The sequence below is a fragment of the Bradyrhizobium sp. HKCCYLRH1034 genome (genome assembly GCF_051168375.1).
GTDB lineage: Bacteria > Pseudomonadota > Alphaproteobacteria > Rhizobiales > Xanthobacteraceae > Bradyrhizobium.
In genome coordinates this window covers 133661-156574 of record NZ_JBNPUW010000011.1, presented here as the reverse complement: position 1 = coordinate 156574, position 22914 = coordinate 133661, and the positions used below count along the sequence as shown (strand labels likewise).

The window sequence follows — 22914 nt, the reverse complement described above, 5'->3', positions numbered from 1 at the left end:
CATGTCACGTATTGGCAAGAAGCCTGTGGCGGTGCCGTCCGGAGTGACGGCCTCCGTCGACGGACAGACCGTCAAGATGAAGGGGCCGAAGGGCCAGCTTCAGTTCATCGTTCATGACGACGTGGACGTGAAGTTCGAGAACGGCCAGGTCAAGGTTGCCCCGCGTTCCGAGACCAAGCGCGCCCGGTCGCTGTACGGCACCGCGCGCGCCCAGATCGCCAACCTGGTCGAAGGCGTGACCAAGGGCTTCGAGAAGAAGCTCGAGATCACCGGCGTCGGTTACCGCGCCGCGATGCAGGGCAAGAACCTGCAGCTCGCGCTCGGCTACAGCCACGATGTCGTCTACCAGATCCCGGAGGGCATCACCATCGCGGTGCCGAAGCCGACCGAGATCACGGTCACGGGCATCGACCCGCAGCGCGTCGGCCAGGTGGCCGCTGAAATCCGCGCCTACCGGCCGCCGGAGCCCTATAAGGGCAAGGGCGTGAAGTACGCGGGTGAATTCATCTTCCGCAAGGAAGGCAAGAAGAAGTAACGGAGCCGGACATGTCGAGAGCCAAGGTTACGAATGCCCGGCGCAAGCAGCGCGTGAGGCTGTCGCTGCGCCGCTCCGCCGGCGGCCGTCCGCGTCTGTCGGTGTTCCGCTCGTCGAAGCACATCTACGCTCAGGTCATCGACGATCAGAAGGGCGAGACGCTCGCCTCCGCGTCGTCGATGGAGAAGGAGATGCGCTCGGCCGGCAACACCGGTGCCGACATCGACGCGGCGAAGGCGGTGGGCAAGCTGCTCGCCGAGCGCGCGGTGAAGGCGGGGATCAAGGAAGTCGTGTTCGATCGCGGCGGCTATCTCTATCACGGGCGCGTCAAGGCGCTGGCCGACGCGGCGCGCGAGAGCGGGCTGAGCTTCTAACATCAATGGATATGGGCGTCAGAGCCCCTCAGAAGATTGGATAGCACCATGGCAGGTGAACGGGAACGAGGCGGTCGCGATCGCAAGGAGCGCGAGGAGCGCGACAGCGAGTTCGTCGACAAGCTCGTCCACATCAACCGAGTCGCGAAGGTCGTGAAGGGCGGTAAGCGCTTTGGCTTTGCGGCGCTCGTCGTGATCGGCGATCAGAAGGGCCGGGTCGGGTTCGGCCACGGCAAGGCACGTGAGGTTCCGGAGGCGATCCGCAAGGCGACCGACTCCGCCAAGCGCAACCTGACCCGGGTCGCGCTGCGCGAGGGCCGCACCCTGCACCACGACATCTTCGGTCGTCACGGCGCAGGTCGCGTCTATCTGCGTGCGGCTCCGGCCGGTACCGGCATCATCGCCGGCGGCCCGATGCGCGCCGTGTTCGAGACGCTGGGCATCCAGGACGTGGTGGCGAAGTCGATCGGCTCGTCCAACCCGTACAACATGGTGCGCGCGACCTTCAACGCGCTGAAGCACCAGGATAGTCCGCGCTCGGTCGCCGCGCGCCGCAACATCAAGGTGTCGACCCTGCAGGCCCGCCGCGTCGGTGGCGATGCCGAAGCCGCCGCCGACTAAGGTTGGGCCGACTAACGAACGCGCGCCGTCCACTGGATGGCGCAACTCGGAGTGAACACGATGGCTAGCGCCAAGACGATCAAGATCGAGCAGATCGGCAGCCCGATCCGCCGGCATCACTCGCAGCGCGAGACGCTGATCGGGTTGAAGCTCAACAAGATCGGCCGCGTGACCGAGCTGCCGGATACGCCGGCGGTCCGCGGCATGATCACCAAGGTTCATCATCTCGTCCGCATCGTCGACGAGAAGTAAGGAGAAGGGCGATGAAGCTCAGCGATATCGCCGACAACGCCGGCGCGCGCAAGAAGCGCATGCGCGTCGGCCGCGGCATCGGCTCCGGCAAGGGCAAGACCTCGGGCCGTGGCGGCAAGGGCCAGACGGCGCGCTCCGGCGTGCGCATCAAGGGCTTCGAAGGCGGTCAGATGCCGATGCATCGCCGTCTGCCGAAGCGCGGCTTCAACAACATCTTCGCGCTCGATTTCGTCGAGATCAATCTCGACCGGATCCAGCAGGCGATCGATGCCAAGAAGCTGGACGCCGGCAGCGTGATCAACGCCGAGTCCCTCGTGAAGTCCGGTGCGCTGCGCCGCGCCAAGGACGGCGTGCGCCTGCTCGGCCGCGGCGAGCTCAAGGCCAAGATCAACATCGAGGTGCATGGCGCCTCGAAGTCGGCGATTGCGGCGGTCGAGAAGGCCGGCGGCACCGTCAAGCTCCTGGCGCCAGCCAAGGACGAAGGCGAGGCGGCGTAACATCTGCGTCATTGCCCTGCCGCCGGCGCATGCCGGAGAGGGCAGGGCAATGGACAGAACGCGCCCGCGCACCAGATAATATCCGGCGTCTGCCCAGCCCTGCGAGCCCTCGCGGGGCCCAGTGCGGTGAAGAAGGGCGGCGGGAGAAAGCTAGATATGGCCTCAGCAGCGGAACAACTGGCGGCAAACCTCAATTTCGGCGCGCTTGCGAAGGCCGATGAGCTGAAGAAGCGCATCTGGTTCACCCTCGGCGCGCTGCTGGTCTACCGCCTCGGCACCTACATTCCGCTGCCGGGCATCGACCCGAACATCTGGGACTCGGTGTTCCGCACGCAGGCCGGCGGCATTCTCGGCATGTTCAACATGTTCGCCGGCGGCGGCATCCACCGCATGGCGATCTTCGCGCTGAATATCATGCCGTACATCTCGGCATCGATCATCATTCAGTTGCTCACCACCGTCTCGCCCCAGCTCGAAGCCCTCAAGAAAGAGGGTGAGGCTGGCCGCAAGATGTTGAATCAATACACCCGCTATCTGACGGTGATTCTTGCTGCCGTGCAGTCCTACGGCATCGCCGTCGGCCTCGAAGGCGCGGGCAACGTCGTCGCCGATCCCGGCCTGTTCTTCCGCCTCTCCACCGCGATCACGCTGACCGGCGGCACCATGTTCCTGATGTGGCTCGGTGAGCAGATCACCTCGCGCGGCATCGGCAACGGCATCTCGCTGATCATCCTGTCCGGCATCGTGGCCGAGCTGCCCTCGGCGCTTGCCAACATGCTCGAGCTCGGCCGCCAGGGCGCGCTGTCGACCGGCCTGATCCTGATCGTCATCGTGATGGCCGTCGCCGTGATCGCCTTCATCGTGTTCGTGGAGCGCGCCCAGCGCCGGCTCCTGATCCAGTATCCGAAGCGCCAGGTCGGCAATAAGATGTTCGAGGGCCAGTCCTCGCATCTGCCGCTGAAGCTGAACACCTCGGGCGTGATCCCGCCGATCTTTGCCTCGTCGCTGCTGCTGCTGCCGACCACGGTCGCCAATTTCAACGCCGGCAAGGGACCCGAGTGGTTCCAGTGGATCACGACGCAGCTCGGTCATGGCCGGCCGCTGTTCCTGGTGCTGTATCTGGCGCTGATTCTGTTCTTTGCCTTCTTCTACACCGCGATCGTGTTCAACCCGACCGAGACCGCCGACAACCTGAAGAAGCATGGCGGATTCATCCCCGGCATCAGGCCGGGCGAGCGCACCGCGGAATATATCGATTACGTGCTGTCGCGGATCACCGTGCTCGGCGCCATCTATCTGGCGATCGTGTGTCTGATCCCGGAAATTCTGATTTCCTACGCTTCCGTCCCGTTCTACTTTGGTGGCACTTCGCTTCTGATCGTGGTCAGCGTTACGATGGATACCGTGGCGCAGGTTCAGGGTTATCTGCTCGCCCATCAGTATGAGGGGCTGATCAGGAAGTCGAAGCTGCGGGGGCGCCGCCGCGGATAGCGGCGGATCGCGGCCCGGGAACCACCAAGCCAAGAACAAGGTGTGCGGGAGGGTCGCTCACCGTGTGCCGGGGGGCGAAATTCGATGAGACTCATTCTTCTGGGGCCGCCCGGTTCGGGCAAGGGAACGCAGGCGCAGCGCCTGGTGCAGCAATATGGCATCGTTCAGCTGTCGACCGGCGACATGCTGCGTGCCGCGGTGGCGGCGCAGACGCCGATCGGGCTGAAGGCCAAGGACATCATGGCGGCGGGTGGCCTTGTCCCGGACGAGGTCGTGGTCGGCATCATTGCCGACCGGATCGAGCAGCCGGACGCCGCCAATGGTTTCATCCTCGATGGCTTCCCGCGCACGGTGCCGCAGGCGGAGGCGCTGGATGCGCTGCTGAAGCAGAAGCAGATGAAGCTCGACGCGGTGATCGAACTCCGGGTCAATGAAGGCGTGCTGCTTGAGCGCGTCGAGCGCCGGGCCGCCGAGACCCGCGCGCGCGGCGAGGCTGTGCGGGCCGATGATACGCCGGAGGTCCTGACCAAGCGCCTAGCCAGCTACCGCGACCAGACCGAGCCCCTGATCCACTATTATTCGGACCATCGGATGCTGGCGACCGTCGACGGCATGATGCCGATCGAGCAGGTCACCGAGGAGATCGGACGGATCCTGGCCGCCGTTGGCAAGTCCAGCGGGAGCCGGGCGGCCAAAAAGGCGAACCCGGCCAAGCGCAGTGCCAAGGCTCGGAGCAAGACCGCGCCGGCAAAATCGGCCAAAAAGGCTCCGAGGGCGCCTGCACCGGCGAAAAAGGCCGCAAAGACAGCAAAAAAGGCCGCAAAGACTGCGAAAAAGGGAGCAAAAGCGGCCCCCAAGAAAGCCTCCAAGGCTGCGAAGAAGGCCCCCAAGCCCGCTGCCAAGGCGACCCGGGGAACCCGGAAAACCTCTGCAAAGGCTGCAAAAAAGCGCGCCAAGAGGTGACCGAATCTTGTAGGGGCGGTTGACGACCGCCGTGTGAATCCATTAATAAGCCCGCATCCAAGTCGGATGGTTTTCCAAAGATGCCGGGCCCCACGAATCGAGGGGTGGGCGTCTTGTTCGCGTTTGCGGACACCTGCCCGAGATAGCGAGAACGAAGGCCGGTCCATCCTGGGATCGGTGACAGGAGAGAAGTCCGTGGCCCGTATTGCCGGTGTCAACATCCCGACCAACAAGCGCGTCCTGATCGCGCTCCAGTATATCCATGGCATCGGCCCGAAGATCGCGGGCGAGATCATTGACAAGGTCAAGATCGCCGAGGATCGCCGCGTCAACCAGCTGAGCGACCAGGAAGTCCTGCAGATCCGCGAAATCATCGACCGCGACTATGTTGTCGAGGGCGACCTGCGGCGCGAGACCGGCATCAACATCAAGCGTCTGATGGACCTCGGCTGCTATCGCGGCCTGCGCCATCGTCGTGGCCTGCCGGTGCGCGGCCAGCGCACCCACACCAATGCGCGCACGCGCAAGGGGCCGGCCAAGGCGATCGCCGGCAAGAAGAAGTAATTTGGCGAATTGCTGATAGCGGGTGGCGAGTAGGGGCAATCCCTATTCGCTACTCGCTATTCACCATTCGCCTTTCTGGTGTAGCCGCTGGCACTACGGCGGCGTTGAGATCTCGAGAAAGGTACTTATATGGCCAAGGAAGCCGCACGTGTCCGCCGTCGTGAGCGCAAGAACATCGCCTCCGGCGTCGCCCACGTGAATTCGTCGTTCAACAACACCACCATCACCATCACCGACGCGCAGGGCAACACCATTGCCTGGTCGTCGGCGGGCACGATGGGGTTCAAGGGATCGCGCAAGTCGACCCCGTATGCCGCGCAGGTCGCGGCGGAGGACGTGTCCAAGAAGGCTCAGGAACACGGCATGCGCACCCTCGAGGTCGAGGTTGCCGGCCCGGGTTCCGGCCGTGAATCGGCGCTCCGTGCGCTGCAGGCTGCGGGTTTCACCGTCACCTCGATCCGCGACGTGACGACGATCCCGCACAATGGTTGCCGCCCACGCAAGCGTCGGCGCGTCTAATCTGAAAGAGGCGGACAGCATGTCCGCCTCGTCGTGCTTTTGAGACATTTCGACTGCCGCGATCTGAAGCGCGGTTCTCCAACGCCAGTCAGTCAGATCCCATGACTGGCCCATGGGTGAAACAGTGACGATCCAGAAGAATTGGCAAGAATTGATTCGGCCGAACAAGCTCCAGGTCACGCCGGGCTCCGACGCGACCCGTTTCGCCACCGTGGTTGCCGAGCCGCTGGAGCGCGGTTTCGGGCAGACGCTCGGCAATGCGCTGCGCCGCATCCTGCTGTCGTCGCTGCAGGGCGCCGCCGTGCAGTCGGTGCATATCGACGGCGTGCTGCACGAGTTCTCCTCGATCGCTGGTGTCCGCGAGGACGTCACCGACATCGTGCTGAACATCAAGGACATCGCGATCAAGATGCAGGGCGAAGGCCCGAAGCGGATGGTCGTGAAGAAGCAGGGCCCGGGCGCCGTCACCGCCGGCGATATCCAGACCGTCGGCGACATCGTGGTGCTCAACCCTGACCTGCAGCTCTGCACGCTGGACGAGGGCGCAGAGATCCGCATGGAGTTCACGGTCGCCACCGGCAAGGGCTACGTCGCCGCCGATCGCAACCGCCCCGAGGACGCCCCGATCGGCCTGATCCCGGTCGACAGCCTGTTCTCTCCGGTCCGCAAGGTCTCCTACAAGGTCGAGAACACCCGCGAGGGCCAGATACTCGACTACGACAAGCTGACCATGACGATCGAGACCAACGGCGCGATCACGCCGGAGGACGCGGTGGCCTATGCCGCCCGCATCCTGCAGGACCAGCTCAACGTCTTCGTCAACTTCGAAGAGCCGCGCAAGGAAGTCGCCCAGGAGATCATCCCGGACCTCGCCTTCAACCCAGCCTTCCTCAAGAAGGTGGACGAGCTCGAGCTGTCGGTACGTTCGGCGAACTGCCTGAAGAACGACAACATCGTCTACATCGGCGACCTCGTGCAGAAGTCGGAAGCGGAAATGCTGCGCACCCCGAACTTCGGCCGCAAGTCGCTGAACGAGATCAAGGAAGTGCTGGCCCAGATGGGTCTGCATCTCGGCATGGAAGTGCCGGGCTGGCCGCCGGAGAACATCGACGAGCTGGCCAAGCGCTTCGAGGATCATTACTGAGCATTCGTCATTCCGGGGCGCCTCGAAGAGGCGAACCCGGAATCTCGAGATTCCGGGTTCGATGCTGCGCATCGCCCCGGAATGACGTCCACCACTCGGGCGAACGCAGGCAGCCCACCTGAGCAACATGTCCGACGAACCGTCGCGGCAGATAGAAATGAAGGACTAAGACAATGCGTCACGGCAAGGTTCATCGGAAGCTCAACCGCACCGCCGAGCATCGCAAGGCGATGTTCGCCAACATGTGCGCCGCGCTGATCAAGCACGAGCAGATCGTCACCACGCTGCCGAAGGCCAAGGAGCTGCGGCCGATCGTCGAGAAGCTCGTCACCCTCGGCAAGAAGGGCGGTCTCGCTTTGCGTCGCCAGGCGATCGCCGAGATGCGCGATGTCGACCAGGTCAAGAAGCTGTTCGACGTCCTGGCACCCCGCTACAAGGACCGCAACGGCGGCTACACCCGCATCATCAAGGCCGGCTTCCGCTACGGCGACAACGCCGCGATGGCCGTGATCGAGTTCGTCGATCGCGACGTCGATGCCAAGGGCCAGGATTCCGGCCCGGTGCAGGAGACCTCGGAAGCGGCGTAAGCGCAGCTCCGACCCGACGTTCAAAACGGCGCCTTCGGGCGCCGTTTTCATTTTGAGGTTCTGTAGCCCGGATGAGCGAAGCGACATGTGGGGTCGCCTGCACAGCTCGTGTGACTTTAACAGCATAGACCGGAGCGCCGCGCATGAGCGCCGCAGAACTGCACATCGTCTACGAGGCGGATGAGGACCGCACCGGCAAGATCATAGCGACGGCCAGGGCCGGAGTGTTTGCCGCGCGCGGCGAGGCGTGGTTCGGCTGCGACCTGAATGCCTTCGTGAAGGGTCTGCGCTCCTATCCGCTATCGTGGGACAAGCCGCCGATGATCGAAGGCGGTTACTTCGATGGACAAGGCGGCCTCGCGCAATGCCTCGTCCGGATCGTCATCAGGCCATACGACTTCCGTGGACATTTGCTCGTGCATGCGGATCTGGCTACGCTCGTTCAGAGCACAGCGGATGCCGACGTGCAGAACAGCGCTTCGATCCGCTTCCTGACCGAATATGCACTCGTCGAACGTTTCGCGACCGAGCTGGCGCAGGTCCTGAACGGCAAGCGCGAAGCGGCTATCCTGATAGGGACCACGAGCTGACAACCACGGCGCCTTCGGGCGCCGTCTTATTTCGAGGATCAGCTCTGCGCGCGGCGCGTTGAGTGTCGGCGCGCGACGCCCCACATCCGTTCCTTCAGCACAACGGAGAGCTGCTCATGCACATCGACCTTTCAGGAAAAACTGCGCTCGTCACCGGGTCCACCGCCGGCATCGGCTTCGCGATTGCCAAGGGATTGGCCGCCTCGGGCGCCGAGGTCGTTCTGAACGGCCGGACCACCGACCGTGTCGATGCGGCCGTCGCGAAGCTGAAGCAGGCGGTTCCCGCGGCCAAGCTGCGCGGCGTCGCCGGCGACGTCGCTCAGATCGGCGGCTGCAACGCCATCGTCACCGCGCTGCCCGAGGTCGACATTCTCGTCAACAATGCCGGCATCTTCGAGCCGAAGGAGTTCTTCGACATTCCCGACGAGGACTGGAGCCGCTTCTTCGAGATCAACGTCATGTCCGGCGTGCGCATGGCGCGCGCCTACATGCAGGGCATGCTGAAGCGCAACTGGGGTCGCATCATCTTCATCTCCTCGGAGTCGGCGGTCAACATCCCGACCGAGATGATCCATTACGGCATGACCAAGACCGCGCAGCTCGCGGTCTCCCGCGGCCTTGCCAAACTGACCCGCGGCACCGGCGTCACCGTCAATGCAGTGCTGCCGGGACCGACGATGTCGGAAGGCGTCGAGACCTTCGTCAAGGATCTCGCCCGCCAGAACGGGCAGTCGGAGGAGGAGGCGGCCTCGTCCTTCGTCAAGCAGCACAGGCCGGCCTCGCTGCTGCAGCGCTTCGCCAGCGTCGACGAGATCGCCAACATGGTCGTCTACGCCGCCTCCAAGCAGGCATCCGCCACGAATGGCGCCGCGCTGCGCGCCGAGGGCGGCATCCTCGACACCATCGCCTGAGGCCGGCCATGGCGGCTTACGTCATCTCCGAGGTCGAGGTGCGCGACATCGAGGCGATGGAACGCTATCGCACCCGCGCGGCGCACTCGATCGCGCAATATGGCGGGCGCTATCTGGTCCGCGGCGGGACCTCCGAGACGGTCGAAGGCGGCCCGCCGGCCAAGACCCTCATTATCGTCGAGTTCCCGTCGATGGCCCGGCTGCGAGAATGGTATGCGTCGGCCGAATACGCCGACGCCCTGGGCGAGCGCTGGAAGGCGCTGGACCGCCGGCTGATTTTCGTCGAGGGTGCTGCACCTGCGTAGAGAACGGACTCTGTTGCGCCCATGCTGACCATCACCCCCCGCCGCAGGCGTTGGCTCAAGCTGACCTCGGCGCGGTGGCAGCGGCGGGTGCTGTTCGTGGCCGGCGGCCTGGTGGTGGGCGCGGCGGCGGTGGCGCTGGCGGAGCTCGCCGACCTGGCCCAGCTCGCCTTCAACTGGCTGCTGTCGAAATCACGCTACGCCTCACTGATCGTGACGCCCGCCGGCTTCGCGCTGTCGGTCTATCTGACCCAGCGCTTCTTCCCGAACGCGCAAGGCAGCGGCATCCCGCAGGCCATCGCCGCGCGCCACCTGACGGACACGAGCGCGCGCAGCCCGCTGGTGTCGATCCGCATCGCCATCGGCAAGGTGCTGCTGACCCTGCTCGGGCTGCTGTGCGGCGGCTCGGTCGGCCGCGAGGGGCCGACCGTGCAGGTCGGCGCCTCCATCATGTTCGCGCTCGGCCGGCTGTCGCCGCGGCGGCAGCCGGGCTTGATCCTGGCCGGCGCCGCCGCCGGGGTCGCGGCCGCCTTCAACACGCCGCTGGCCGGCATCGTGTTCGGCATCGAGGAGATGAGCCGTGCCTTCGAGACACGGACCTCGAGCCTCGTCATCGCCACCGTGATCGCCGCTGGCCTGACCTCGCTGGCCCTGATGGGCAACTACGCCTATTTCGGCACGACGCCGATCGCGCTCGGCAAGGGCATCGACTGGCTGGCGGTGCCCGTCTGCGGGGTCTTGGGCGGCGCCGCCGGCGGCCTGTTCAGCCGCATCCTGATCACGATGGCGCGCGGGCTGCCCGGGGCATCCGGCCGGCTCATCAAGCGCCACCCGCTGCCGTTCGCGCTCGCCTGCGGCTTTGCCGTCGCGCTGTGCGGGCTGGCGTCAGGCGATACCATCTACGGCACCGGCTATGCCCAGGTGAAAGGGGCGCTGGAGACCGGCACGCCGCTGCCGGGCGATTTCGGCGTGCTGAAATTCCTCGCCACCACCTTTGCCGCGATCAGCGGCATTCCTGGCGGCATCTTCGCGCCGTCGCTCGCAGTCGGGGCGGGTATCGGCGCCAACGTCGCCAGCCTGTTCCAGCAGTCGCTACTGGCGCCGATCATGCTGCTCGGCATGGTCGCCTATTTCGCCGGCGTCGTGCAGGCGCCGATCACCGCCTTCGTCATCGTCACCGAGATGACCGACAACCACGCCATGGTGGTGCCGCTGATGATGGCCTCGCTGATCGCCTACGGCACCTCGCGTCTGATCTGCGAGGAGGGGCTCTATCACGCTCTCGCCAAGGGCTTCGTCGCCCGAGCTGAGACCAAGGCTGAGGCCGCGCAGGAGTCGAAGCAGGCCACAGCGCCGTCCTGACCAAGCGCTCATCCACCATGTTCGGAGCGCGCCGATAACGGCTGTGGGTTCAATCGCTTGATGGCAGATCCTGAGATCTGCCATCGGCTCGAAAGGGCTGCCGGCGGCCCCGTTGCCGGCGCCGCCGCGCAAGGTTCGTCGGCCTACTTCCTGAACGGATCCGGCCGCATCAGGAGCCGGCCGGAGATCGAGTTCGGCACCTCGTAGGGCGAGCCGATCGACAGCACGTGGCTCAGCGCGATCAGCCGGTTCGGCAGCTTGGCCGGCGGCGGTGTCTGGAACGAATAGGACGTCGGGTTGTGGCACAGGAAGCAGTTCAGCACGTTCTTGATCGGCGTGTTGTCGGCGTTCTGCACGAAGGTCTCGGCGGTGGCGTTGGCGAGATTGACCGAGCCGACCGCGCTGGTCTGGTTGCTGTTCAGGTTGTACGAGTTGGGGAGCATCCAGACGGTGCCGTCGAGGCTGTAGCTCGCGAACGTCGATTGCGGGCCCTTCAGGCCGGAGAGAAAGCCCTGGGCTTGCGCCGTGATCGCGAAGATGTTGCCGACGCCGTTGGGCTGGTTCTCGCCGCCGGTCTGGTTCTCGAGCACGACGTTGGTCACCGGCGTCAGCTTCTGGGTCGCCGGATCGAGCCGCAACTGCGGCCGGTTGGCGCCGGGCAGCGCCGCGATGTTGACCTGCGAGAACGGCGTACCGCCCTTGTAGAGCGTGTAGCTCTTCGGATCCGAGCGGCTTGCCGATGGCGCAAAGGTGTTGTCCGGCGTCTGCGGCGAGTTGTTCTTCAGCTCGAACGTGCCCCACAGGAATTCGGGGTGGTTCTCGGTGTAGCCGACCACGTGCAAGCCGATCAGCGCCACGGTCACCGTGACGAACTTGCCGGGCGTCGGGCGGATCGTGATCAGGCCGGGGGTGACGTTGTTCTCCAGCACCGGCACCTGTGCCTGGGTCGTATAGGCGCCCGCAGGCGGTGCCTGCCCGGGGTCGAGCCGCAGCCACGTCGCCTTGAACACCGCATCGCCCACGGCGAAGGAGGAATCTGCCGGCTGGCTCTGGTAGCCGCCGGTCGCGATCAGGTTCTTGCGCGCCGTGTTGAAATAGCCCTGGTTCATGTGGACCGAGGCGTAGACGGGATAGCCGTTCTGCGCGACCAGCATGTTGCCGTCGGCTTCGACGATGGCGCCGGCACCTTCGGTGAAGCCGGCCGTGCCGTGGAAGACCTGGGCGCGGGCCGCCAGCGTCAGCGGGCGCTGCCGTGGTGCGCCGGCATTCTCGGCGTTGCCGAGCAGCTCGTCGGGCGTCGCCAAGGTCATGAACCGCGGCACGGCGGCGCCGGAGCCCGAGTCCTTCACCAGCGCTGTCGCCCAGACGAACGCCTCCCACGACCATTGATGGAAATTGCAGTCCGGCGTCGGGATGGTCTTGGTGTCGGAGGTGGGGAAGGCGGCGTCCGGCTTGAGATAATTGCCCAGTCCCTCCGACCAGCCGAAGGCCGGGCAGTTCTTCGCCGGCGGCGGCGGAGCAGCGCTGGCGGGGTTGAGAGCGCCGGCAAGGCCGCTCGCGGTGACGGTCGTCGCGAAAGTGAGCATGAGCCACTGAATCGTCTTCATGGCCGGTCTCCATTGATGTGCGCGCTGGGATGGGCCGATGAATCTCGCCGCCATGCGTCGCAAATGATTGTTAAAAATGATTCATTCAAAAGTAGTGCGCGGCAAACATGCACCCAAAGGTGAGATTTGCAAGACCGGCAGCTCACGCAGTCCGCAATTTTTTTCGGACGCCCCTCGCGGCAGCATTCGTCTTCACCGGCCGACACGGGCTGCAGTGTGAGCGCAGGCACGGTTGACACCACGGATCGCGTGCATCCTGGCGGCCGTTCGCTGGAGAAGTGCGGACAATGAGGTCTTCACGCCGGTGGACAGCAACCACAGGAGAGTGAAATGAAGTCCATCATGGCCGCTGCGTTGCTGCTCGCGTTGACGTCGGGCGCAAGCCTTGCGGGCACACCGCTGATCGATGCACGGCAGCACAACCAGTCACATCGCATCTACAATGGCATCGCGAGCGGACGGCTGACCTATCCGGAGGCGCAGCAGCTCGTCCGCGGTCAGATCCACGTCCAGAAGCTGGAAAACAAGGCCAAGGCGGACGGCGTGGTGACGCCGTTCGAGCGTGCCCGCATCAACGTCGCGCAATCCGTGCAGGGCGCGCGCATCTTCTGGAAGAAGCACAATTAGCCGCGCACGGCAGCTCGCTGTGGCAAAGCGCCGCTTCGGCGGCGCTTTGCCACCATGTGATGCGGCGGCCGCGCCGCTCACACCAGCGCGGCTGCGACGCCGGCTAGGGCGCTGAACGTGACCACGACGAGCGGCGGCGCCCGCCAGGCGACCAAGAGGACAAAACCGACCAGCGCGATGCCAAAATCCGCGGCGTTGTGGACGGTGGTCGTCCAGACCGGGTCGTACAGGGCCGCTCCCAGCACACCGACGACCGCAGCGTTGACACCCCGCATCATCGCCTGGGCGCCGGCGCGTTTGCGGAACGAGTCCCAGAACGGTAGCGCGGCGAGCAGGACCAGCATGCCCGGCAGGAAGATGCCGAGGAGACCGAGCGCGGCCCCGACGATCCCATGCGGCTCCGGAGCGACGACGGTGCCGAGATAGGCGGCGAAGGTGAAGAGCGGGCCCGGGACGGCCTGCGCCGCACCGTAGCCGGCGAGAAAGGCGTCGTCGCTCAGCCAGCCAGGTCCGACGAAGGCCTCGCGCAGCAGCGGCAGCACGACATGTCCACCGCCGAACACGAGCGCGCCGGAGCGATAGAAGGCATCGAACAAGGCGACGCCGGTCGATCCCGTCACGCCGCGCAGCAGCGGAAGTCCCGCCAACAGGACAACGAACAGCGCGAGCGCGATCAGCCCCACGCTCCGCGAGACGGGGATCGCGACGTGTCCCGACGGCGCCGCCTCGCCGCGGCAGAGCCAGAGGCCGGCGAGCCCGCCGAGGACGATCGCTCCGATCTGCGCGACCGAGGCCGTACTCGACAGGATCATGAGCGTTGCGGCGACCGCGATCGAGGCGCGCGCACGATCCGGACACAGCGAGCGCGCCATGCCCCAGACCGCCTGCGCGACGATGGCGACCGCGGTCAGCTTCAGCCCGTGCAGCAGGCCGCTGCCGATCGGTCCGCTCAATCGGCCCGCACCGTAGGCGAACAGGACGAGCACGGCGGCCGACTGCAGGGTGAAGCCGGTCCAGGCGGCGAGCGCGCCGAGATAGCCGGCCCGCATCAGCCCGATGGAGAAGCCGACCTGGCTGCTGGCGGGGCCGGGCAGGAACTGGCACAGCCCGACCAGATCGGCATAGGCATGCTCGTCGATCCATTTCCGTCTGACGACGAACTCGTCGCGGAAATAGCCGATATGAGCGACCGGACCGCCGAAGCAGGTCAGGCCGAGCGTGAGGAAGATCCGCAGAACCTCGAGTGGAGATCCGGAGCGGCGGCCGTGATCGGCGGGCGGGTTGGTCGCGGACTTCAGGCTGCTCACCGACGTTCGTTCCAGTCGCGAGGAGGTTCTTATCGGCTTTCGTTAAGGGGAAACGGGACCGTCGGCCAGTCTCAATCGCTCCTGGCCGCTGATCGGACCGCGCGTCGGCTGCCGGCCATCTTATGCTTTCGATCGGCAGGATGGTGGGCACGGCGCCACCGCGATCTCGCGCGCGGGGAGACCGCGCGTGCGCCTTTGCCCACTGTTGGCCTGTTAGTTAGCTCCATCCCTCCAGCACGATCTTGCCGCGGGAGGTGTTGCTCTCGATCAACGCGTGCGCGCGCTTGAGGTTGGCCGCGTTGATGGTGCCGTAATTGTCGCCAAGGGTGGTGCGGATCACGCCCTTGTCGATCAGGTCGGACACGTCGTTGAGCAGATGGTGCTGCGCGATCATGTCGGCTGTCGTGAAAGATGAGCGCGTGAACATCGACTCCCAGTGGATCGAGATCGCCTTGCCCTTGAAGGCGGCGAGCGAGAACTCGGCGGGATCGTCGATCAGGCCGAACTTGCCCTGCGGCGTCATGAAGTCGGCGATCGCCTTGTAGTGCTGCTCGGTGTGGGTGAGGCTGGCGATGAGGCTGACCGGCGGCAGCTTCAGCGCGTCGATCTGCTCTTTCATCGGCTTGCCATGATCGATCACGGCATGGGCGCCGAGCTTCAGGCACCAGTCGCGCGACTCCGGTCGCGTCGCGGTGGCGAGCACGGTCAGCCCGGTGAGCCGGCGCGCGAGCTGAATCAGGATCGAGCCGACGCCGCCGGCCGCGCCGGTGATCAGCAAAGTGCGGTCGTCGAGGCTCCTGCCGGGGATTGCGCCGAGCCTGTCGAACAAGAGCTCCCAGGCCGTGATCGAGGTCAGGGGCAGGGCGGCGGCTTCGGCGAACGACAGGCTCTTCGGTTTGCGGCCGACGATGCGCTCGTCGACCAGATGGAATTCGGCATTGGTGCCCTGGCGCAGGATCGAGCCAGCGTAGAACACCTCGTCACCGGGCTTGAACAGGCTCACGTCCGGGCCGATAGCCTCGACCACGCCAGCGGCGTCATAGCCCAGGATCTTGGTTTCGCCGGCGGGCGGTGCGGCGCGCTTGCGCACCTTGGTGTCGACCGGATTGACCGACACCGCTTTCACGGCGACGCGGATGTCGCGTCCCTTCGGCTCGGGTTTGGCGGTCTCGAGATCGAACAGCGCGCGGTCCTCGGTGATGGGCAGCGACTGCTGGTATCCGACGGCCTTCATGAACAGCCTCCTGGTTGGCTTGGCGATAGGATCTGTTTGTCCTGCTGGCGCCAGTTCAGCAAGTACTGTAAAAATGGGGAACTAGTCCCCGTTTGGATACTATTGGGCCAACACGCCATGAAACGGAAGAATTTCACCCGCCGTCCCGGCTGCGCGGTCGAAGCCACGCTCGATCTGATCGACGGCAAGTGGAAGGGCGTGATCCTCTACCACCTGCAGGGTGGCAGCCAGCGCTTCGGCGAGCTGCGCCGGCTGATGCCCGGCATCACCCAGCGCATGTTGACAAAGCAGCTGCGTGCGCTGGAGGAGGACGGGCTGGTCGTCCGCAAGGTCTATGCCGAGGTGCCGCCGCGCGTCGAATACAGCCTGTCCGAGGTCGGCGAGAGCCTGCGGCCGGTGATCGAGGTTCTCAGAAGCTGGGGCGAGCGGCACCAGGAACGGCTGTCCTGCGCGCCCGTTGCAGAGACCATCAAAACGCCGCATCAGGCCGCCTGAGCTTGGCCGCACCGGCCGTTCCGCTTATATCGAAACCGTCATTTCCCAGGATTGTTCGCATGTCGTTGATTCGCTCCACACTGGTCCTGCTGCTGTCTCTGCTGGCCGCGTCTCCGCTGGCGGCGCAGGACCGGCGCGTGCCGCAGTCCCAGGCCGAGCTGCGGCTGTCGTATGCGCCGATCGTGCAGCGCGTGCAGCCGGCGGTCGTCAACGTCTACGCCGCCAAGGTGGTGCAGAACCGCAATCCCTTTCTCGACGATCCGATCTTCCGCCGCTTCTTCGGTCTGCAGGGCGGGCCGCAGGAGCAGATGCAGCGCTCGCTCGGCTCGGGCGTGATGATCGATGCGTCGGGTCTCGTCGTCACCAACGTGCATGTGATCGAGGGCGCCGACGAGGTGAAGGTTTCGCTCGCCGACAAGCGCGAGTTCGAGGCCGAGATCGTGCTGAAGGACAGCCGTACCGATCTCGCCGTGCTCAAGCTGAAGGGGACCAAGGAGCAGTTTCCGACGCTCGACCTCGCCAATTCCGACGATCTGCTGGTCGGCGACATCGTGCTGGCGATCGGCAATCCGTTCGGCGTCGGCCAGACCGTGACGCACGGCATCGTCTCGGCGCTGGCGCGCACGCAGGTCGGCATCACCGACTATCAGTTCTTCATCCAGACCGATGCCGCGATCAATCCCGGTAATTCGGGCGGTGCGTTGGTCGATATCAACGGCCGTCTGGTCGGCATCAACACCGCGATCTATTCCAAGTCCGGCGGCTCGCAGGGCATCGGCTTTGCCATTCCCGCGAACATGGTGCGCGTCGTCGTGGCCTCGGCCAAGAGCGGCGGCAAGGCGGTCAAGCGCCCCTGGCTCGGCGCGCGGCTGCAGGCGGTGACGCCCGAGATCGCCGAGAGCCTGGGCCTGCGCTCGCCGACCGGCGCGCTGGTCGCCTCGGTGGTCGCGAACAGCCCGGCGGCGAAGGCGGGCATCAAGTCGTCGGACCTGATCGTGTCGATCGACGGCCAGCCCGTCGATGATCCCAACGCGTTCGACTACCGTTTTGCGACCCGTCCGCTCGGCGGCACTGCGCAGATCGAGGTGCAACGCGGCGGCAAGCCGGTGAAGGTCGCGGTCGCGCTGGAGACCGCACCGGACACCGGGCGCAACGAGATGGTCATCAACGGCCGCTCGCCATTCCAGGGCGCGAAGGTCGCCAACATCTCGCCGGCGGTCGCCGACGAGCTGCACCTCGATGCCGACACCGAGGGCGTGGTGGTGCTCGAGCCGGGCGACGGCACCACCGCCGCCAATGTCGGCTTCCAGAAGGGCGACGTCATCATGGCCGTGAACAACCAGAAGATCGCCAAGACCGCCGATCTCGACAAGGCCTCGCGCGAGGCCGCCCGCATCTGGCGCATCACCGTGCTGCGCGGCGGCCAGCAAATCAACGTCACGCTCGGCGGATGAGCCCGAAGCGTCCCCAGCAGGGAGGCCCGAGCCTCTTCGCTGCGGCGGGGATGGAGCAGGATGCGCCACGGCCGCTGCCGGAGCGGCTGCGCCCGCACAAGCTGTCCGACGTCGTCGGGCAGGATCACATCCTCGGGCCCGATGGCGCGCTGACGCGCATGCTGGAGACGCGCACGCTGGGCTCGCTGATCTTCTGGGGCCCGCCCGGCACCGGCAAGACCACCGTGGCGCGGCTGTTGGCCGACGCCACGGAGTTGCATTTCGAGCAGCTCTCGGCGGTGTTCTCCGGCGTCGCCGATTTGAAGAAGGTGTTCGACGCGGCGCGCGCGAGACGCGAGACCGGGCAGGGCACACTGCTGTTCGTCGACGAGGTGCATCGCTTCAATCGCGCCCAGCAGGATTCCTTCCTGCCGGTGATGGAGGACGGCACCGTCGTGCTGGTCGGCGCGACCACGGAGAACCCGTCCTTCGAGCTCAACGCCGCTCTGCTGTCGCGTTCGCGCGTGCTGGTGTTCCACTCGCTCGATGCCGCCGCGATCGAGAAGCTCTACAGCAACGCAGAGGCGGTCGAGGGCCGCAAGCTGCCGCTCGATGACGAGGCGCGCGCCGTGCTGATCCGCATGGCCGACGGCGACGGCCGCGCCGCGCTGACGCTCGCCGAGGAGGTCTGGCGCTCGGCGCGCAAGGACGAGATCTTCAACGCGGTGCAGCTGCAGGACATCCTGCAGCGCCGCGCGCCGATCTACGACAAGTCCGCCGACGGCCACTACAACCTGATCTCGGCCATGCACAAATCGGTGCGCGGCTCGGATCCCGATGCCGCGCTGTACTACTTCGCCCGCATGCTCGACGCCGGCGAGGATCCGCTGTTCCTCGCCCGTCGCATCGTGCGCATGGCCGTGGAGGACATCGGCCTCGCCGATCCGCAGGCGCTGGTGATCGCCAACGCCGCCAAGGACGCCTATGATTTCCTGGGCTCACCCGAAGGCGAGCTCGCGATCGCGCAGGCCGTGATCTATGTGGCGACCGCGCCGAAATCCAACGCCGCCTACAAGGCGTTCGGCGCAGCCAAGCGCGTGGCGAAGGAGGGCGGCTCGCTGCTGCCGCCCAAGCACATCTTGAATGCCCCGACCAAGCTGATGCAGAGCGAAGGCTACGGCACCGGCTATCAGTACGACCACGACACGCCCGACGCGTTTTCGGGACAGGACTACTTTCCCGACGCCCTCGGCCGCCAGCAGTTCTACGATCCCCCGGAGCGCGGCTTCGAGCGCGAGATCAGGAAACGGCTGGATTATTGGGCGAAGCTGCGGAAGGAGCGGGGCGGGTAGGATCGCTGACCTTGCGGCTTGCTCGGTTCACCTCGGCCCGCTTGCTGGGAAACACCGAGCTCTCCTGCGGACGCCTGACTCGGAGACCGCTATGCCAAGTGACCATCAACTACTTCCCGCTCTGTACGAACTCCGCGATCTCCCGCGTCAGTCGGTCGTCCTCGGTATTGATCGCATACACCTCGGACATGTGGCTGTGCTGCGGCAGCATCACCGCGCGGGCGCAGCCGGATGGCCGTTTGCAGGCGGCCTGCTTCAACAGGTCGAACTGCTCGACGAAGCGCGGCGGGTCGAGCTCGGCGGAGACGATCATCAGCGGCAGACTTGAGGCTTGCAGGCCTGATAGCGACGAGCGCTCTTTGAAGCGCGAGGGATCGGTGCCGAAATAGGCCATCTCCTGGTCGCCGAGCGGCGTCGCGGTGAGGTCGTAGACGCCCGAGGCCATGATCGCGCCCGCAAGGCCGCCGCCGGCGACCTTGTGGAATTCGGGATGCGCGACATAGGTCGCGACGTGCACCGCGCCGGCCGAATGGCCCATCAGATAGATGCGCGCGGGATCGCCGCCGTTCTCGGCGGCGTGGGCGACCACCCATTGCACCGCGCTGGCGACGTCCTCGACGCCGGCAGGCCAGGGGAATTTCGGCGCGAGGCGGTAGGTGATGTCGACGCCGACGAAGCCGCTCTTCACCGCCCATAGCATGATGTTGTCGTAGAACGGGCCGTCCGGCGTGGTGCGCTTGTTGCCGCCGATGAAGGCGCCGCCATGCACGAAGATCAGCACGGGCCGGGGCGGGGCCGCGGCATCCGGTGTGAAGACGTCGAGCAGATTGCGTTCGGCCGTGCCGTATCTCACATCGCGCTGCACCTTGACGCCGGTGTAGGGTTCCTTGGCCTGCAGCGGCGCGTAGATCGCGGCGGTCTTCGGCGGGGCGATGACCCGGCCGATCTCGATCAGCTTCCAGGCGATGTCGTCGGGCATCGGGCTCTGCTGCGCCTGCGTGGCGGTCGTCGCCAGCGTGGCTGCCAGGATCGCCAGGCCCAGTCGCGTGAGCGTCATTCGATTCGCTCCGATCAGTATCGATGGCCCAAGGGGCCGACTCACAAGCGGATTTATCGCGATTTCGCCGTGACTGGCAGTGGCTTTTGAGATACGCAACCTGCCATGAGCCGCCGTATCAAGCGAACCCAGACCCGATCCGATCGCCCGACCGATCGCCGCAGCGAGCGGCCGAAGGCGGAGGCGGCCCGCAGCGCAGGCGCCGCGGCCAAGCGTGAGTCTGCGAAGCGTCCCGATGCCGAGCGGCCGCGGCGCGACCGTTTTGCCGGTGACCGCGAGGCGGCACCGCGCGGCGATTTCGGGCGCGGCAAAGCCGAGCGCAGCCGTGCGCCGCGCGCCGAGGGAGAGGATCGCCGCGACAGCTTCGCGCCGCGCAAACAGCCGCCGGCCAAGCGCGCCGGCGGCGGCAAGCCGGCGCGGTTCAGCTCGGAGCATGCCGAGCGCAGGCCTGCGGCGCCGCCGCCGAAGAAGGTCGAGCCGGAGACGCCGCTGCTGCCGACGAAGGTGCAGACCGTGGTGGTCACGGCCGACGAGAACAACATGCGCGTCGACCGCTTCCTCGAGGCGCGCTTCCCCGGTCTGTCGTTCTCCCACATCCAGCGCATCGTCCGCAAAGGCGAGCTGCGCGTCGATGGCAAGCGCGCCGACTCCAAGGACCGCCTGAAGGAAGGCCAGAGCGTCCGCATTCCGCCGCTCAAGTTGGACGCGCCGAAGGAGCGCGCCGGCCTCTCCGAGGGCGAGCGAAAGACGCTGGAGAGCCTCAAGGCGATGACGCTGTATGAGGATGACGACGTGCTCGTCCTCAACAAGCCCGCGGGACTCGCGGTGCAGGGCGGCTCCGGCATGACCCGCCACATCGACCAGATGCTGGAGGTGATGCGCGACGCCAAGGGCCAGAAGCCGCGGCTCGTGCACCGCATCGACCGCGAGACCTCCGGCTGCCTCCTGATCGCCAAGACCCGTTTCGCCGCCACGCATCTGACTGGCGCCTTCCGCAGCCGTTCCGCGCGCAAGATCTACTGGGCGCTGGTGGCGGGCGTGCCCAAGCCCAAGCAGGGCCGCATCTCCACGTATCTTGCCAAGGAGGAGAGCGAGGACGACACCATCATGCGCGTCGCCGCCCATGGCGACGAGGGCGCCAGCCACGCCGTGACCTACTACGCCGTGGTCGAGGCCTCGGCCAACAAGCTCGCCTGGGTGTCCTTGAAGCCGGTGACGGGGCGCACCCATCAGTTGCGCGCGCACATGGCCCATATCGGCCACCCCATCGTCGGCGACCCCAAATATTTCAACATCGAGAACTGGGCGCTGCCCGGCGGCCTGCAGAACCGGCTGCATCTCTTGGCGCGCCGCATCGTCATCCCGCATCCGCGCGGCGGGTTCATCGACGCCACCGCGCCGCTGCCGCCGCACATGCTGCAGTCGTGGAACCTGCTCGGCCTCGAGCATGACCGCTTCGACCCGATCGAGAACGCGCCGGAGGAGTGAGCGGCTCCGGAGCGCTCAACCTCTCTGTTCGACGAGTTGAATGCCCGCGTCCCGCAGCGCGCAGAAGATGTTTTCGATATCCTCGGGCGGCATGTCCCATCCGCACAGCGCGTTCAACTCGTCGAAGGTGATCTCGCCATCCTGCTCGCTCATCGCGATCAGCCGGCGAACGATCTCCGGCATGTTCATGGTCGTCCTCCTCTTTGCAGCCTCTGCTTAAGGGGAGGAGAATCGGTTTCCGCTGCGGCCTTCAGTTCCGGAACTGCTCCAGGAACAGTGTGAGCGAATCGTGCGGGGTTTCGACATCGAGGATGACCCAGCCGTCCGGCCCCTTGACCACGATGAAGTTCATCGTCACGCGGTGGCCCTGGTTGTCGAAGCTGGCGGCGACATAGGTCTTGTCGAACTGCCTGCGCAAAATCGAGATCGCGACCGGGCCGAGCTTCCAGCGCGGGCTCTGCACCAGGAAATCGTAGGGCTCACGCCGCGGCGCCGTCCAGGCCCTGGCGAGGCTCGGATCGAAGAACTGCCGCGCGACCTCGGCCGTCCGCGGCAGCCCGGCGGAGAGCTCCGGCGCGCCCCGGCCGTAATGCGCATAGACGTTGCGCACCAGCGATTCCGGCGTGCGGAAGCCGGCCGCGGCCGGGACGGTGCTGCCGAGCAGGACGAGAGCGGAGAGCAGGGGACGCATCGGCAGCTCGCATTTCGGGCGGACACGGCTTATCTACCGCGAAAACAACGGATCCCGTGTGATCATCCCGCGAGAGGGCTGGAATTCTGATGCGTGAACTGTTTGACGACGTCGTCGGCCGGTCGCCGCTCGATCCGCAGGAATCGGCGCGCCAGGCGATGCGGATGCCGCTGCGCAAGCGCTTCTACAAGGAGGCCGGGACCGCCGCCGCCGAGGGCGGCTTCAACGTGACCCTCGACGGCCGGCCGATCCGCACGCCGTCGGGGCGCGTCGTCATCGTTCCCGCCGGGGAGCTGGCGGCGGCCGTGGCCGCCGAGTGGCAGGCCCAGGGTGAGAACATCGATCCCGCCACGATGCCGCTGACGCGGTTCGCCAACAGCGTCGTGCAGTCGGTGGTCGACCGCACCGATGACGTGCGCGAGGACATTGCCAAATATCTCCAATCGGACCTGTTGTTCTACCGGGCCGGCCATCCTGAGGGGCTGGTCGCGCGCGAGGCCGAGCATTGGGACCCGGTGCTGGACTGGGCCCGCGATAGTCTCGGCGCGCATTTCATCCTGTCCGAAGGCATCATGCATGTGACCCAGCCGGAGGCTGCGGTTCAGGCGGCGCGCGGTGCGCTGCCGACCGGCCCGTGGACGGTGGCGGCGGCGCATATCGTCACCACACTGACCGGCTCGGCGCTGCTGGCGCTGGCGCTGGTTCATGGGGTGCGCGACCCCGGCCAGGTCTGGGCGGCAGCCCATGTCGACGAGGACTGGAACGTCGCGCAATGGGGGGCCGACGAGGAGGCGATGAGCCGCCGCGCCGCCAAGCAGATCGACTACGAGGCCGCCGTCCGCATCCTCCGGGCGGTCGACGCCGCGCTCTGAGGCCGGTTAACGCCGGGTTTAGGGGCAACCGCTAGGCTG

General features: G+C 66.2%; 27 protein-coding genes. 21 read left to right on the top strand and 6 right to left on the bottom strand.

The genetic code is table 11. The features are described 5' to 3' along the window. Nucleotide 1 precedes the first annotated feature (1 nt). The 15 genes from rplF to ACQR0W_RS24810 all read left to right on the top strand — a co-directional run bounded on the left by rplF (nt 2) and on the right by ACQR0W_RS24810 (nt 10712). Nucleotides 2–535 carry a 50S ribosomal protein L6 gene (rplF, locus tag ACQR0W_RS24880; protein WP_315714558.1) on the top strand — a complete coding sequence of 178 codons (534 nt, stop codon included), beginning with the start codon at nt 2–4 and terminating at the stop codon, nt 533–535. 11 nt (nt 536–546) lie between these two features. After that, nucleotides 547–909: a 50S ribosomal protein L18 gene (rplR, locus tag ACQR0W_RS24875; RefSeq protein ID WP_006611854.1), complete on the top strand. Its 363-nt coding sequence runs from the start codon at nt 547–549 to the stop codon at nt 907–909. A 48-nt stretch (nt 910–957) separates the two neighbouring features. Beyond that, nucleotides 958–1530 carry a 30S ribosomal protein S5 gene (gene rpsE, locus ACQR0W_RS24870; RefSeq protein ID WP_006611855.1) on the top strand — a complete coding sequence of 191 codons (573 nt, stop codon included), beginning with the start codon at nt 958–960 and terminating at the stop codon, nt 1528–1530. A gap of 60 nt (nt 1531–1590) precedes the next feature. Next, nucleotides 1591–1782 (top strand): 50S ribosomal protein L30, encoded by a 192-nt coding sequence (gene rpmD / locus ACQR0W_RS24865; RefSeq protein WP_006611856.1) that lies wholly within the window; start codon nt 1591–1593, stop codon nt 1780–1782. 11 nt (nt 1783–1793) lie between these two features. Next, entirely contained in the window at nt 1794–2279 is a 486-nt protein-coding gene (gene rplO, locus ACQR0W_RS24860; protein ID WP_009031841.1) for a 50S ribosomal protein L15, read from the top strand. A gap of 156 nt (nt 2280–2435) precedes the next feature. Continuing rightward, nucleotides 2436–3770 carry a preprotein translocase subunit SecY gene (gene secY / locus ACQR0W_RS24855; RefSeq protein WP_315714557.1) on the top strand — a complete coding sequence of 445 codons (1335 nt, stop codon included), beginning with the start codon at nt 2436–2438 and terminating at the stop codon, nt 3768–3770. An 84-nt stretch (nt 3771–3854) separates the two neighbouring features. Then, a complete protein-coding gene (locus ACQR0W_RS24850) occupies nt 3855–4733 on the top strand; it encodes an adenylate kinase (protein WP_316171208.1) in 879 nt (292 codons plus the stop codon). A gap of 195 nt (nt 4734–4928) precedes the next feature. After that, nucleotides 4929–5297: a 30S ribosomal protein S13 gene (gene rpsM, locus ACQR0W_RS24845; protein ID WP_315714555.1), complete on the top strand. Its 369-nt coding sequence runs from the start codon at nt 4929–4931 to the stop codon at nt 5295–5297. A 129-nt stretch (nt 5298–5426) separates the two neighbouring features. Next, nucleotides 5427–5816 carry a 30S ribosomal protein S11 gene (gene rpsK, locus ACQR0W_RS24840; protein ID WP_006611861.1) on the top strand — a complete coding sequence of 130 codons (390 nt, stop codon included), beginning with the start codon at nt 5427–5429 and terminating at the stop codon, nt 5814–5816. A 112-nt stretch (nt 5817–5928) separates the two neighbouring features. Then, nucleotides 5929–6960, top strand: coding sequence for a DNA-directed RNA polymerase subunit alpha (locus ACQR0W_RS24835; protein ID WP_315714554.1), 1032 nt, complete (start codon nt 5929–5931; stop codon nt 6958–6960). Nucleotides 6961–7133: 173 nt separating this feature from the next. Continuing rightward, nucleotides 7134–7547: a 50S ribosomal protein L17 gene (gene rplQ, locus ACQR0W_RS24830; protein ID WP_006611863.1), complete on the top strand. Its 414-nt coding sequence runs from the start codon at nt 7134–7136 to the stop codon at nt 7545–7547. Between the two features lie 143 nt (nt 7548–7690). Next, entirely contained in the window at nt 7691–8137 is a 447-nt protein-coding gene (locus ACQR0W_RS24825) for a hypothetical protein (protein ID WP_315714553.1), read from the top strand. Nucleotides 8138–8253: 116 nt separating this feature from the next. After that, a complete protein-coding gene (locus ACQR0W_RS24820; protein WP_316171209.1) occupies nt 8254–9048 on the top strand; it encodes an SDR family NAD(P)-dependent oxidoreductase in 795 nt (264 codons plus the stop codon). An 8-nt stretch (nt 9049–9056) separates the two neighbouring features. Further along, a complete protein-coding gene (locus tag ACQR0W_RS24815; RefSeq protein WP_315714551.1) occupies nt 9057–9353 on the top strand; it encodes a DUF1330 domain-containing protein in 297 nt (98 codons plus the stop codon). Nucleotides 9354–9374: 21 nt separating this feature from the next. Further along, nucleotides 9375–10712, top strand: coding sequence for a chloride channel protein (locus tag ACQR0W_RS24810; RefSeq protein ID WP_315714550.1), 1338 nt, complete (start codon nt 9375–9377; stop codon nt 10710–10712). 143 nt (nt 10713–10855) lie between these two features. Here ACQR0W_RS24810 and ACQR0W_RS24805 read toward each other — a convergent pair whose 3' ends face one another. Beyond that, complete coding sequence (locus tag ACQR0W_RS24805; RefSeq protein ID WP_316171210.1) at nt 10856–12319, bottom strand: hypothetical protein; 1464 nt, start codon at nt 12317–12319, stop codon at nt 10856–10858. Nucleotides 12320–12649: 330 nt separating this feature from the next. Here ACQR0W_RS24805 and ACQR0W_RS24800 point away from each other — a divergent pair, with 330 nt between their 5' ends. Further along, nucleotides 12650–12946, top strand: a complete 297-nt coding sequence (locus ACQR0W_RS24800) for a hypothetical protein (RefSeq protein WP_315749624.1) — start codon at nt 12650–12652, stop codon at nt 12944–12946. A 77-nt stretch (nt 12947–13023) separates the two neighbouring features. Here the strand turns inward: ACQR0W_RS24800 and chrA are convergent, their stop codons facing one another. Together chrA and ACQR0W_RS24790 are read right to left on the bottom strand one after the other, a co-directional pair. Next, complete coding sequence (gene chrA / locus ACQR0W_RS24795; RefSeq protein ID WP_316171211.1) at nt 13024–14253, bottom strand: chromate efflux transporter; 1230 nt, start codon at nt 14251–14253, stop codon at nt 13024–13026. 217 nt (nt 14254–14470) lie between these two features. Beyond that, the gene (locus ACQR0W_RS24790) at nt 14471–15487 is read right to left on the bottom strand and encodes a zinc-binding alcohol dehydrogenase family protein (RefSeq protein ID WP_316171212.1); all 1017 of its coding nucleotides are present in this window, start codon (nt 15485–15487) and stop codon (nt 14471–14473) included. Nucleotides 15488–15604: 117 nt separating this feature from the next. Here ACQR0W_RS24790 and ACQR0W_RS24785 point away from each other — a divergent pair, with 117 nt between their 5' ends. Genes ACQR0W_RS24785 through ACQR0W_RS24775 form a run of 3 tightly spaced genes read left to right on the top strand, consistent with a single transcriptional unit; the run spans nt 15605 to nt 18767 of the window. After that, nucleotides 15605–15982, top strand: a complete 378-nt coding sequence (locus ACQR0W_RS24785; protein WP_316171213.1) for a winged helix-turn-helix transcriptional regulator — start codon at nt 15605–15607, stop codon at nt 15980–15982. 59 nt (nt 15983–16041) lie between these two features. Continuing rightward, a complete protein-coding gene (locus ACQR0W_RS24780; RefSeq protein ID WP_315827340.1) occupies nt 16042–17436 on the top strand; it encodes a DegQ family serine endoprotease in 1395 nt (464 codons plus the stop codon). After that, entirely contained in the window at nt 17433–18767 is a 1335-nt protein-coding gene (locus tag ACQR0W_RS24775) for a replication-associated recombination protein A (RefSeq protein WP_316171214.1), read from the top strand. The genes ACQR0W_RS24780 and ACQR0W_RS24775 overlap by 4 nt, the downstream gene beginning before the upstream one ends. Before the next feature lie 109 nt (nt 18768–18876). On the opposite strand, the gene ACQR0W_RS24770 is transcribed toward ACQR0W_RS24775, so the two are convergent. After that, nucleotides 18877–19824: an alpha/beta hydrolase gene (locus ACQR0W_RS24770; protein WP_316171215.1), complete on the bottom strand. Its 948-nt coding sequence runs from the start codon at nt 19822–19824 to the stop codon at nt 18877–18879. Nucleotides 19825–19929: 105 nt separating this feature from the next. On the opposite strand from ACQR0W_RS24770, the gene ACQR0W_RS24765 reads away from it, so the two are divergent. Next, nucleotides 19930–21312, top strand: coding sequence for an RluA family pseudouridine synthase (locus ACQR0W_RS24765; protein ID WP_316171216.1), 1383 nt, complete (start codon nt 19930–19932; stop codon nt 21310–21312). A 15-nt stretch (nt 21313–21327) separates the two neighbouring features. Here ACQR0W_RS24765 and ACQR0W_RS24760 read toward each other — a convergent pair whose 3' ends face one another. After that, the gene (locus ACQR0W_RS24760) at nt 21328–21501 is read right to left on the bottom strand and encodes an RNA polymerase sigma factor region1.1 domain-containing protein (RefSeq protein ID WP_315827344.1); all 174 of its coding nucleotides are present in this window, start codon (nt 21499–21501) and stop codon (nt 21328–21330) included. 61 nt (nt 21502–21562) lie between these two features. Then, nucleotides 21563–22003 carry a hypothetical protein gene (locus tag ACQR0W_RS24755; protein ID WP_316171218.1) on the bottom strand — a complete coding sequence of 147 codons (441 nt, stop codon included), beginning with the start codon at nt 22001–22003 and terminating at the stop codon, nt 21563–21565. 89 nt (nt 22004–22092) lie between these two features. Between ACQR0W_RS24755 and ACQR0W_RS24750 the strand changes: the two genes are divergently transcribed. Then, nucleotides 22093–22875 (top strand): ATP12 family chaperone protein, encoded by a 783-nt coding sequence (locus ACQR0W_RS24750; RefSeq protein WP_316171219.1) that lies wholly within the window; start codon nt 22093–22095, stop codon nt 22873–22875. Nucleotides 22876–22914 lie beyond the last annotated feature (39 nt).

What these genes read in the sequence shown, in the direction of transcription:
- rplF (WP_315714558.1), top strand. Translation starts at nt 2, where the DNA reads ATGTCACGTATTGGCAAGAAGCCTGTGGCGGTGCCGTCCGGAGTGACG.
- rplR (WP_006611854.1), top strand. Translation starts at nt 547, where the DNA reads ATGTCGAGAGCCAAGGTTACGAATGCCCGGCGCAAGCAGCGCGTGAGG.
- rpsE (WP_006611855.1), top strand. Translation starts at nt 958, where the DNA reads ATGGCAGGTGAACGGGAACGAGGCGGTCGCGATCGCAAGGAGCGCGAG.
- rpmD (WP_006611856.1), top strand. Translation starts at nt 1,591, where the DNA reads ATGGCTAGCGCCAAGACGATCAAGATCGAGCAGATCGGCAGCCCGATC.
- rplO (WP_009031841.1), top strand. Translation starts at nt 1,794, where the DNA reads ATGAAGCTCAGCGATATCGCCGACAACGCCGGCGCGCGCAAGAAGCGC.
- secY (WP_315714557.1), top strand. Translation starts at nt 2,436, where the DNA reads ATGGCCTCAGCAGCGGAACAACTGGCGGCAAACCTCAATTTCGGCGCG.
- ACQR0W_RS24850 (WP_316171208.1), top strand. Translation starts at nt 3,855, where the DNA reads ATGAGACTCATTCTTCTGGGGCCGCCCGGTTCGGGCAAGGGAACGCAG.
- rpsK (WP_006611861.1), top strand. Translation starts at nt 5,427, where the DNA reads ATGGCCAAGGAAGCCGCACGTGTCCGCCGTCGTGAGCGCAAGAACATC.
- ACQR0W_RS24835 (WP_315714554.1), top strand. Translation starts at nt 5,929, where the DNA reads ATGGGTGAAACAGTGACGATCCAGAAGAATTGGCAAGAATTGATTCGG.
- rplQ (WP_006611863.1), top strand. Translation starts at nt 7,134, where the DNA reads ATGCGTCACGGCAAGGTTCATCGGAAGCTCAACCGCACCGCCGAGCAT.
- ACQR0W_RS24825 (WP_315714553.1), top strand. Translation starts at nt 7,691, where the DNA reads ATGAGCGCCGCAGAACTGCACATCGTCTACGAGGCGGATGAGGACCGC.
- ACQR0W_RS24820 (WP_316171209.1), top strand. Translation starts at nt 8,254, where the DNA reads ATGCACATCGACCTTTCAGGAAAAACTGCGCTCGTCACCGGGTCCACC.
- ACQR0W_RS24815 (WP_315714551.1), top strand. Translation starts at nt 9,057, where the DNA reads ATGGCGGCTTACGTCATCTCCGAGGTCGAGGTGCGCGACATCGAGGCG.
- ACQR0W_RS24810 (WP_315714550.1), top strand. Translation starts at nt 9,375, where the DNA reads ATGCTGACCATCACCCCCCGCCGCAGGCGTTGGCTCAAGCTGACCTCG.
- ACQR0W_RS24805 (WP_316171210.1), bottom strand. Translation starts at nt 12,319, where the DNA reads ATGAAGACGATTCAGTGGCTCATGCTCACTTTCGCGACGACCGTCACC.
- ACQR0W_RS24800 (WP_315749624.1), top strand. Translation starts at nt 12,650, where the DNA reads ATGAAGTCCATCATGGCCGCTGCGTTGCTGCTCGCGTTGACGTCGGGC.
- ACQR0W_RS24790 (WP_316171212.1), bottom strand. Translation starts at nt 15,487, where the DNA reads ATGAAGGCCGTCGGATACCAGCAGTCGCTGCCCATCACCGAGGACCGC.
- ACQR0W_RS24785 (WP_316171213.1), top strand. Translation starts at nt 15,605, where the DNA reads ATGAAACGGAAGAATTTCACCCGCCGTCCCGGCTGCGCGGTCGAAGCC.
- ACQR0W_RS24780 (WP_315827340.1), top strand. Translation starts at nt 16,042, where the DNA reads ATGTCGTTGATTCGCTCCACACTGGTCCTGCTGCTGTCTCTGCTGGCC.
- ACQR0W_RS24775 (WP_316171214.1), top strand. Translation starts at nt 17,433, where the DNA reads ATGAGCCCGAAGCGTCCCCAGCAGGGAGGCCCGAGCCTCTTCGCTGCG.
- ACQR0W_RS24770 (WP_316171215.1), bottom strand. Translation starts at nt 19,824, where the DNA reads ATGACGCTCACGCGACTGGGCCTGGCGATCCTGGCAGCCACGCTGGCG.
- ACQR0W_RS24765 (WP_316171216.1), top strand. Translation starts at nt 19,930, where the DNA reads ATGAGCCGCCGTATCAAGCGAACCCAGACCCGATCCGATCGCCCGACC.
- ACQR0W_RS24760 (WP_315827344.1), bottom strand. Translation starts at nt 21,501, where the DNA reads ATGAACATGCCGGAGATCGTTCGCCGGCTGATCGCGATGAGCGAGCAG.
- ACQR0W_RS24755 (WP_316171218.1), bottom strand. Translation starts at nt 22,003, where the DNA reads ATGCGTCCCCTGCTCTCCGCTCTCGTCCTGCTCGGCAGCACCGTCCCG.
- ACQR0W_RS24750 (WP_316171219.1), top strand. Translation starts at nt 22,093, where the DNA reads ATGCGTGAACTGTTTGACGACGTCGTCGGCCGGTCGCCGCTCGATCCG.